The sequence below is a fragment of the Christensenella sp. genome, from assembly GCF_034927525.1.
Lineage (GTDB): Bacteria > Bacillota > Clostridia > Christensenellales > Christensenellaceae > Christensenella.
Genome location: NZ_JAYFPU010000287.1, coordinates 1 through 10269, shown reverse-complemented (window position 1 = coordinate 10269; position 10269 = coordinate 1). Strand labels below are relative to the sequence as shown.

Here is a 10269-nt window from a genome sequence, read left to right as displayed (position 1 = left end):
CACGCGTCCGCTTCATCGAATCACTCGAATCCGCGATCTTCTGCAATTCCTTCAATACAAACTCCGGCACGACGATATCGCCCTCAAACATCCCCGTCTTGCATAGATCCAGGATGCGCCCGTCGATGATCACACTCGTATCAAGTATTTTGGGCGGAATGCCCCCTTTTCTTTCCGGCGCTTTGCCGCCGGCAGGCTTTTTACCGCGGATCATCCCGGCAATGTCCACCCTGCGCCGCACGCCGATCGAAAGACCGATCGAGCCAAACAGCAGATACACAAGGATCGTCAGCGGGATGGATATCCACGCAACAGGGATAAGACCGATAATGACGGATATGAGCGCTGCCACCACAAGACCTGCGATCAGCCCGATCGCTCCGGCAAAAAGTGTCGTTGTGGGGGTTGCTTCCAGCCTTTGTTCTATGCTCTTTGTATTTCTTTCAAACGCCTGCGCCATCCTGCGTGATAAAATTAAAAATATGATTCCGGATATGATTCCACTTGCAATATAAGCGACGAATGGTACCCACGTTTGGAAATTCGAGAACAGGTCGGCCTGTGCGAAGTAATTGTATAATGTCACGCCCAGCAGTACAAGCCCCGGCCCTATCAAAAAGCCCAGTACAATGATGAACAATCTCATCAGTTTGTAAAACATGTTGCTTTCTCCTTCCTTATTCAATTATAAGATACAGTATATCCTCCAAATATGTCTTGCACATGAACAAAGCCTTAAAAATTTCTAAAAAGCCTTTGCAAGAACATCGGAAAGTGTCCCAAACCCCTCCACCTTGATATTCTTGTCCATACCCTTTTCCATGCTGTAGCGCGGTACAAACACGCGCTTCACGCCCATCTTTGCACATTCGCCGACGCGACGCGAAAGCTGGGAGACATGGCGTATCTCGCCCGACAGGCCAATCTCGCCGATAAACGCCGTATCCCGCGGGATAGGCAGATTCCGAAGCGACGAAACGATGGACATTGCCATCGACATATCCGCAGCATATTCCTTGACCTTGATACCGCCCGCTACATTCACAAAGATATCCTCGTTGTAAAGCTTCAAGCCGATCTTCTTTTCCAGTACCGCACAGATCATGTATAAGCGGTTGTTGTCAACGCCCGAGCACAGCCTTCGTGGGATATTAAGCTGCGTGTGCGCGCACAGCGCCTGTATCTCCAAAAGCATGGGACGCGTGCCCTGCGTCGCCGCAAAAATCGAAACGCCGGACAGGTCATCCGCAAAATCCCCTTCAAACAACATCGTCGGGTTCTTCACTTCCATCATACCCATATCGCGCATCTCGAAAACGCCGATTTCGTCTGTAGAGCCAAAGCGGTTTTTCACTGCGCGCAAAATACGAAGGTTTGACGTACGCTCTCCTTCAAAATACAATACCGTATCCACGATATGCTCAAGTACCCGCGGCCCCGCGATCGCGCCTTCCTTGGTCACATGACCGATGATGAAGGTTGCAATGCCCATGCGCTTTGCCGCCTGCGTGATGCGCGAAGCACACCCACGCACCTGCGCCACGCTGCCCGGCGCGGACGAAAGGTTCGCGTCGTATAATGTCTGGATCGAATCCAGTATCAAAAACTTCGGCTTTAATTCCTCCACACCCCCTAGGATGCTGCCAACCTCTGTTTCCGCCATCAGGTAAATATTTTCCGCAACGCCTAAGCGCTGCGCGCGCATCTTGATCTGCGCGGGAGATTCCTCGCCCGAAACATACAGCACATTGCCAAACGCGCTCAGCAGCTTTGCCACCTGCAAAAAAAGCGTGGACTTTCCAATGCCCGGCTCGCCGCCCGCAAGGCATACGCCACCCGGCACCACACCGCCGCCGAGGACGCGATCGAATTCGCCGATGCCTGTTGAAAAGCGCTTTTCACTTTCCAGCGGTATCTTATCAAAGGTAATGATCTTTGCCGGGGCGGAAACGACCTTCGCCTTGCCCACAGGTGCAGCCTCCACCACTTCTTCTACCATCGTATTCCATTCGTTGCACGACGGACATTTCCCCGACCATTTCCCGCTCGTATATCCGCATTCGCCGCACACAAACTGCGTCTTCGTCTTAACCATTCGCTCCCCCGTTCTGCGCCGGCGTTTCGCTATGCGCGCTTTCCATGTACGCATAAAGCACCGCTTCGTCCGCGATCTCTGTATCCGTCGTATCGTAATAGCAAATGCCGTTTTTATTCGCCGACGCCAGCAGGTTCTTTGTCGTATCCCCTGTCATGGTCTGTGTCATCTGCGCATCCGTATAACAGACCGTCACCTTCATATCCTTGGTATAAGCGACAAAATTATCCCCAAGCGCATAATTCGCAACATTTTCCGCGATCTTCACAGGTGCATTCCCGTTCGTAGAGAGCATAAGTGACCCGCTGATGATGTCCTTTGTCGTGGCAAATACGATATCCTTACCGTTCGTCTTGGGCTCGAATACCTGATTCCCAAATTCGTAATTTTCTGTTTTAGATGCACCGTTCACGAACGCGACCCGTTTCAGTGTCCCGTTGCCCTGCGCATCGTACTCCGACCATACAAGGTCGCTGCCTGAAATACTTGCCGCGCTGTTACCCGAAGCCGTGTTTTCGTAAAGCCTCACCGTGGCGGATTCACGTGTTTTCAGGTTGTAGACATAAAGCCGCTGCGTGCTGTCGCCCGCCCACTGCATGAAGGCGATCACATCACCCGCAATAGATATCTGCGGCTGCGCATACACAAATTCCTTGATCAAAAACTGCTGCTGAGACGAAAGGTCGTACCCCACAATGCGTCCGCCGCCCTTATCGAGGCAATCGACCCACACAGCATAGTTGCCCGAAAGCATAGGCGATAAGAGCCTGTCGTATTTCTTTTCTACATTGGGCAACTTCTGCACTTCGCCCGTCTGTGTATTATAGATCATTACAGTATCGAGAGCCAGCGCGCCCTGTTGGGAAAACTGCGTCGTAAAGATAATATTCTCTCCGTCGATAAACGGCTCGTTTTTGATGCGCACCTTGTATTCCTGTCCGTCGCCGTCCTGATACGCATTGATGTATATCTCTCCCGGCGCAGCTGTGCCTGTCTCCGCCTTCGTTTCCGCAAGGTTGAACTCCGCTTCCACCTTGGGCTGGTAGCGCAGCGACGGATCAACGCCCTTTAGCAAGTCTTCAATGAGCGGAAAGCCAAAAAAGATCATCACAAGGACGACCGCAGCCGCAATGGCGATCAAAACGATATAACGCCACATAGACCAGACATTGCTTTTCCTGACACGATCCACACCCATCGGGCGCCGGATCGTACTCATTCCCCTGTGTTTTCTTCTCTTCATACTATTATCTCTGTTTTTGCAAAATGCACACGGCCTGTGCTGCCGCGCCCTCTCCGCGTCCGACCGCGCCCAGATATTCCGTGGTCGTGGCTTTGACGTTCACATATTCGCGCGTCATATCCAGCGCCTGTGCGATATTGTCCACCATTTCGTTTCGATATGTGCTGATCTTCGGTCTCTGCATGATAATCGTGCTGTCTATATTGATGATCTTATACCCGTACTTGCGCAGCAGGTCGCCGATCTCTCGCAGCAGCTCGATCGAATAAATATCTTTATATTTGGGGTCAGTATCCGGGAATAGTCCGCCAATATCACCCAGCCGCGCAGCACCCAGCAGCGCGTCCATAATAGCGTGCACCAGCACGTCCGCATCCGAATGCCCGTCAAGTCCGATATCGCTCTCGATATCTACACCGCCCAAAATAAGCTTTCTGCCACTGGCAAACTGATGCATATCAAACCCGTTGCCAATGCGTAAATCAGACGATTCTTGATTCTTGACGATTTCCTTACCGTGATCGACATCTTTTCTGGTCGTCAGCTTGATGTTATCCGGCGATCCTGTCACAACGTGCACCTTCGTTCCCAACCGCTCCACCAAAGACGCGTCGTCCGTACCCAAAAAGCCCTCTTCCTCCGCTTTTTGATACGCCTTCATCAGCAGATCCGCACGAAACGCCTGCGGCGTCTGCACACACACCAGTTCTTCGCGCGGCAACGTCTCTGTCACAATACCCTTTTTCGTACGCTTGATGGTGTCTGTCGCTTTAACGGCCGCCACACCGCTGCCATGGCGGATGGCGCTCGATACGCAATCACGGATGATGCGCTCAGTCACAAAGCAGCGCGCCGCATCGTGCACGACAATGATATCCGCATCGTCCGGCACAAACGCCAGCGCATTCCTCACCGAATACTGGCGCTCTTCGCCACCGTTACAGATAACGACCGTTTCGCCGCCCCTGATATATTTTTCTATTTTACGTTTGACGATATCACATTCTTCTTCCTTACAAGCTACGATAACGTCTGAAAAAAGGTCTGTTGCACCAAAGGTCTTCAGACACCGGATCACGGCGCTCTGCTCTTCAAATTTGATGAATACCTTATTGGTATCAAGTTCCATCCTTTTTCCGCTCCCCGCGGCAAGGATCACAGCACAAACTTTCATCCCTATTCTATTACCTCATACATTCCGTCAGCCTCTTGCTTTTTCGTCGTTTCCACGATTGCCAAAACACGAACCTTCAAAGGTTTTGATCCAAATTCTATCGTAATCTCGTCGCCGAGCTTCACAGCGTAGCTGCTCTTTTGCACCTTGCCGTTTACCAGCACGCGCGAACCCTCGCACGCCGACTGCGCAACCGTTCTGCGCTTGATCAGTCTCGATACTTTTAAATATTTGTCCAGCCTCACGTCGTTCTCCGTCTTCTATCATATTTCATTGCTGCCGGTCATCATATTCCACTCTGCGTATTATATCATTTTTTCAAAAATATTCAACCAAAGAGCGTACATGTTAACGTCTTCTTAACATTCGTCGCTCTCTGCCTTACTTGCTCTGTTTCGCCTATGGCAACAAAAAAGACGCTCACAAGCGTGAACGTCCCTAATTGTTTTCTTACTTATTTTACAGCATCTTTGAAAGCTTTGCCAGCTTTGAAAGCCGGTACAGTAGAAGCAGCGATCTTGATCTGCTGTTTCGTCTGCGGGTTGATGCCTGTTCTTGCAGCACGTTTTCTAGCTTCAAACGTACCAAATCCTACGATCTGTACTTTTCCGCCTTTTTTGATTTCATCAATGATGCTGTCAGAAAATGCGCCCAGTGCAGCGTCTGCATCCTTTTTGGAGATACCAGCTTTTGCTGCGATAGCAGCTACGAGTTCAGTCTTATTCAAAACCTTCCCCTCCTTAAATAATATTCCGTAACGGCTGGGGAGCCGCCCGGTTAGATTACAAACACGATTATAATACATCCAAAACCATAAATCAACCTTATTTTAAAGGTTTTTGGGGAATTATGGAATTATTTTTTTCGCCTCGTCCCATAAGTTGTTCAGTTCGTCAGTACTTAAGTCATAAAGCCCTGTACAAGCCGTTTTTTCCATATCTTCCATTCTCGCAATAAATTTTTCGCATGTACGGTTTAAAGCGACCTCAGGATTTGTCTTCAAAAGCCGCAGCACGTTGATGATCGAAAACAACAGGTCGCCCGCTTCCGCCTCCATCCGGTCTGTGTCGCCGGCGTCTACTTCCGCTTCCCATTCCAAAAGCTCCTCGCGCACCTTTTCCATTGCGCCTTTCGCATCCTTCCAGTCAAAGCCAATGCCCGCCGCTTTTTTCTGCAGCTTGTATGCGCGCATCATCGCGCCCATAGAACGCGGCACGTCACGCAGCACAGAAACAAAATCCTTATTCTGCTTCTCTTGACGTTTGATGGCCTCCCAATTCAAAAACACCTCGTTTGCCGTATCCGCTGTCGCGTCGCCGAAAATGTGCGGATGCCGGTTGATCATCTTAGCGCATACGGATGTCGCTACGTCATCAATATCAAATTCGCCGCACTGCCGTCCGACCTCCGACTGAAACACCACCTGCAAAAACACGTCGCCCAGCTCGTCGTACAGCGCGAACATATCGTCCGCATCCACAGCGTCTACCGTTTCATATGCTTCCTCAAGAATATACTGGCGCAGGCTCTTGTGCGTCTGCTCCGCATCCCACGGGCATCCGTTTTCCCCTCGCAGCACCTGCATAATGCGCACCAGGTCATATAGCCCATAACGTTCCTTGCCCCTAAGCGGCTGCGGCGGCAGCACAATCAGCCCCCCCTCCCCCCATGCGTCTATGCGGTCGATGTCGTAAAACTTGATCCATTTCGGCTTACCATTCGCATACAAAAGCGCCTGCGCATCCTCCGTATAATAATCCGACAGCACACATTTCACATGTTCCGCAACGAGTGCATTTTCAACGCCCTTTAGCACTACAGTCTTTGACGTATCCACTCCAAGGGCGTCCAACTCACGCGCCCCCATCACAGCATACCCGCCGATATCCATTTGTCCGGCAGCAGCGCTGAGCGCCGCGCTTTCCGCGTAGCCGCCCGCCACGTATTCTATGTCTGCACCAACAGCAACAAGCTCACGCACAAATCCATTGTCAAACAGGTCTCCAACCACGCAAAAGGCAACTGTTCCGCTCTTTTGCGCTTCGCATATCCTTTGTACGCCTTTTTGAAACAGTGCGTCAAAGTCCTCCGCCTGTTCATACAAATCGTCAAGCGTCAACGCATTTTTATTTTCCTCAAGTATCCCTTGTGCACACGCCGCCTTAGCGCTTTGCAAAACAACCGTGTCTGCCTCTCGTACCGCGCGCACCGCGCGCAGCGGCAGTAAGTCGAACTCCGGCGTACAGCCTATCACCTGTATCATGATTTCCTCCCCATCTTTGTACAAAAGGGAGCCTGCGCCCTGCGCAAACTCCCCCTTGCTCCTCCAGAAAACTGGTTATTCACTGATTAGATTTTGTCCGCGTATGTCTTAACATTATACTGCTCGGAAAGCTCGTCATATACCCCGTTTAAGTGCGTTGTCTGCGCTTCTGTCAGCTTCTTTTCCATGATCTTGTCTTTGATCGTATCAAAGGGGATCACGCCGCCCGCGTCCTTCACATTTTTTAAAATGTGGTAACCGTAATCAGTTGCCACAAGGCCGGAGATCGCGTTTTCCGCCAACCCAAGCGCTGCTTCCTCAAACTCAGCGACCATACCGGAATCCTTATAAACAAGGTAACCTTCGGTCTTTGCCGGTTCGCTCTTCATGCCCCCGTCTTCCCCAAACTCTGTTACCAGCGCATCAAAATCTTCGCCAGCATTCGCACGGGCAAGCACCTCGTCTGCCTTTGCCTTGATGGCTGCAAGCGCCTCGTCGCGCTTCACGTCTGCTCCTGCATCATCGCCATTCGTGCGCAGCTCTTTGATCTCTGTCTGAACATCTTCAGGGATCTGCAGCAGGATATGCTTGATATAGCGCGCGTCCGCCGGATTTACCACTGCAATGCTCGAGCTGTTGTATGTCGCATAATTCGCCGGATCTTCTTCCACCTTCGGCTGCTGCTCCGCTACCTGCTCGTCATAAAACGTCCTGGCTTCGTCCTCGGTGAACGTCACCTCAGCGTCGATATTCTCTTTTACTTTTGCGATCGCGTCATTCTTGATCTTGTCCGCTACCCTTTGGTCGATATCGTCATAGCCGTACATTGTGATGAACTGCTCTGTCTGCTTATCGATGGCTGCCTGCCTGTCCGCTTCCGCAATCGTCTCATCTGCTTCCACATTCGCTTTGATCGAATCTTTCAAGCTCTGCAGCGAAGTCTCGATTTCTGCTTTGACCGCAGCTTTGTTTTCATCAGATTCATCCACAAGGCCGTCTTCTATTGCCTTCTGATATAACATTTCGCTTTGCACCAGCGATTGCAGCGCGCTCGAGCGCATGGATGCAAGCTGGTCTTCCCCATACTGCTGCGTGAACGTAGCGACTGTCATGCCATACATCGAAAGCATCGCCTCCGTCGCTTCTGCTACCTGTCCTTTTGTGACCTGCGCGCCGTTCACTTCCGCTACGACCTGCGCCGCATCACGATCCTGATTGACCTGTACCATCGAGCACGACGCGAGGGAAACACACATCACGCCCGCAAGCGCCACACCCAATACCTTCTTCCATTTATTCATCATTAAATAAGTATCCTTTCTAAAACAATAACGAATTTATTATACAGCACCGACCCGCTCTACGCAATGAAATATTAAAATTTATCGCCAAAGCGCAGCACGATCGCCGCAACATAGTCCTTTCCTCACCGCAGTCGAAGCTGTCCCAAAAATTCCAAAAAGTCGTTCATCTTCATATCCTTTTTGATCTGGTAAACAATGACCGGCGGTGTCGACGGTCTCAGTATAACACGGTCTTCATGCAAATTTACGATTCTTAACAGTTTTTTTACATGTGGCTGCGTCTGTTCGTCGTATTTTAACTCAATGCTGTCACGCTTCTTGATTACACTGGCGATGCCTGCCGCTGCCGCATACGCCTTAATGGTCGCCGCCACGATCAGGTTATTGACCTCTTTTGGTATCTTACCATAACGTTCGGTGATATCCTTTGACGCCGCTTTTGCGTCGCTCACGCTCTTCACCTTGGAGACCAGCTTGTAGATATCCATCTTGTCTGTCTGGCTCTTGATGTAGCGGTCGGGGATATACGCCGGAACGTTAAGCTCTACTGCCGTATCGATCTCAGGCCGCACATGCTTTCCTTTTGCCGTATCGACCGCCTCGCGCATCAGCTTGCAATACATCGCATACCCTACAGTCGCCATGTGCCCGCTTTGCTCGGGACCTAACAGGTTTCCAGCGCCGCGGATCTGCAAATCGCGCATCGCAATTTTGAAGCCGCTCCCAAGCTGCGTAAATTCACGGATCGCCGCCATACGCTTTGCCGCGTTTTCTTTCATCGAGCCGTCGCCCAAATATGTAAAGTAGGCGTACGAATTTTTGTCCGAGCGCCCCACGCGTCCTTTTAACTGGTAAAGCTGTGACAATCCGAACTTGTCCGCCTCATAAACAATGATCGTATTTACGCTGGGGATATCGATGCCGCTCTCGATGATCGTCGTACACACCAGCACGTCGTATTCCCCGTCGATGAATCCGCCCACCACGTGCTCGAGCTCCGACTCACCCATTTGCCCGTGCGCCGCTGCAACGCGCGCCTGTGGTACGTTGCGCTTCAGGTCGGCAAGCAGCTTGTCCATCTCCCTGATCTGCCTACACACAAAATATACCTGCCCGCCGCGGTTTATTTCACGCGTCACCGCATCCGCCAAAAGTCCATCCGAATAGCGCATTACATACGAATACGGCTGCTTACGCATAGCAGGCGGCGTGTCGATGGTGCTTAAATCGCGGATACCCACCATAGACATTTCCAGCGTCCGCGGGATGGGTGTCGCCGATAAGGTCAGCACGTCCACATTCTCGCGCAGCAGCTTGATCTTTTCCTTGTGCGAAACACCGAACCGCTGTTCCTCATCCACGACGAGCAACCCCAGATCATTGAATTGTACATCACTTGAAAGCAGCCGGTGTGTACCGATGATGATATCGACCTTGCCCCGCCGCAAATCTGCAAGCACGCTTTTGTGCTGTGATTTTGAAAAACGCGAAAGCCCCGCAATGGTCACCGGGAAATCCGCAAACCGTTCGCGGAAGGTCTTGAGATGCTGTCGCGCAAGCAATGTCGTCGGCACGAGCACCGCCACCTGCTTACCGTCCATCACGGCCTTCATGGCGGCGCGCATCGCCACCTCCGTTTTACCGTAACCCACGTCGCCGAGCAATAGCCTGTCCATCACGCGCGGCGACTGCATATCCTTCTTGATCTGCTCGATGCTCCGTATCTGACCATCCGTTTCGTCATATAAGAAAGCGTCCTCAAATTGCTTTTGCCATACGGTATCCTCAGAAAACGCGTGTCCGTTGCTCTCAAAGCGCTGCGCATAAAGTGCTACTAAGTCAAACGCAAGCTTTAAGGCGGATTCACGCGCCTTTGTCTTGGCGTTCTCCCATTCCTTACCGCCCAGCTTGGATAGCTGCGGCGGCGCATCCTCGCTGCCAATGTATTTCTGCACGCGGTCGATCTGCGCCGTAGGAATATAAAGCTTGTCACCGCCACGGTACTCGATCTCCATATATTCTGCGACGTTCCCGCCCGCTTCCAATGTTTTAAGTCCTAAATATTTCCCCTTACCATGTACGTCGTGCACCACAAAATCACCGGACTTAAGGTCGCTGAAAATATCCTCTTCCATCGTAGAACGAGCCGCTTTTTTGCCTGCGGTCGTTTTACGGATGCGTCCAAAAATA

General features: G+C 51.4%; 8 protein-coding genes and 1 pseudogene. All 9 read right to left on the bottom strand.

The genetic code is table 11. The features are described 5' to 3' along the window. Positions 1-661, bottom strand: a pseudogene (locus tag VB081_RS11685) (PIN/TRAM domain-containing protein); the annotation flags it as partial. A gap of 84 nt (positions 662-745) precedes the next feature. Then, positions 746-2095, bottom strand: coding sequence for a DNA repair protein RadA (radA, locus tag VB081_RS11680; RefSeq protein WP_323400988.1), 1350 nt, complete (start codon positions 2093-2095; stop codon positions 746-748). Beyond that, a complete protein-coding gene (locus tag VB081_RS11675) occupies positions 2088-3338 on the bottom strand; it encodes a hypothetical protein (protein WP_323400987.1) in 1251 nt (416 codons plus the stop codon). Before VB081_RS11675 ends, radA begins: the two co-directional genes overlap by 8 nt. A 4-nt stretch (positions 3339-3342) precedes the next feature. After that, positions 3343-4512, bottom strand: a complete 1170-nt coding sequence (gene ispD, locus VB081_RS11670; RefSeq protein ID WP_323400986.1) for a 2-C-methyl-D-erythritol 4-phosphate cytidylyltransferase — start codon at positions 4510-4512, stop codon at positions 3343-3345. Positions 4513-4514: 2 nt separating this feature from the next. Next, on the bottom strand, positions 4515-4757 hold the full coding sequence (locus VB081_RS11665) for an RNA-binding S4 domain-containing protein (RefSeq protein WP_323400985.1): 243 nt from the start codon (positions 4755-4757) through the stop codon (positions 4515-4517). 209 nt (positions 4758-4966) lie between these two features. Next, positions 4967-5239: an HU family DNA-binding protein gene (locus tag VB081_RS11660; RefSeq protein ID WP_323400984.1), complete on the bottom strand. Its 273-nt coding sequence runs from the start codon at positions 5237-5239 to the stop codon at positions 4967-4969. 120 nt (positions 5240-5359) lie between these two features. Next, entirely contained in the window at positions 5360-6775 is a 1416-nt protein-coding gene (gene mazG / locus VB081_RS11655; RefSeq protein ID WP_323400983.1) for a nucleoside triphosphate pyrophosphohydrolase, read from the bottom strand. An 86-nt stretch (positions 6776-6861) separates the two neighbouring features. Next, complete coding sequence (locus VB081_RS11650; RefSeq protein ID WP_323400982.1) at positions 6862-8079, bottom strand: peptidylprolyl isomerase; 1218 nt, start codon at positions 8077-8079, stop codon at positions 6862-6864. 122 nt (positions 8080-8201) lie between these two features. Beyond that, positions 8202-10269, bottom strand: a 2068-nt coding sequence (mfd, locus tag VB081_RS11645) for a transcription-repair coupling factor (RefSeq protein ID WP_323400981.1), incomplete at its 5' end; no start/stop codon positions are given.

Excerpts from the sequence above, each read along its gene's own strand:
- ispD (WP_323400986.1), bottom strand. The coding sequence starts at position 4,512 with ATGAAAGTTTGTGCTGTGATCCTTGCCGCGGGGAGCGGAAAAAGGATG.
- radA (WP_323400988.1), bottom strand. The coding sequence starts at position 2,095 with ATGGTTAAGACGAAGACGCAGTTTGTGTGCGGCGAATGCGGATATACG.
- VB081_RS11650 (WP_323400982.1), bottom strand. The coding sequence starts at position 8,079 with ATGATGAATAAATGGAAGAAGGTATTGGGTGTGGCGCTTGCGGGCGTG.
- mazG (WP_323400983.1), bottom strand. The coding sequence starts at position 6,775 with ATGATACAGGTGATAGGCTGTACGCCGGAGTTCGACTTACTGCCGCTG.
- VB081_RS11675 (WP_323400987.1), bottom strand. The coding sequence starts at position 3,338 with ATGAAGAGAAGAAAACACAGGGGAATGAGTACGATCCGGCGCCCGATG.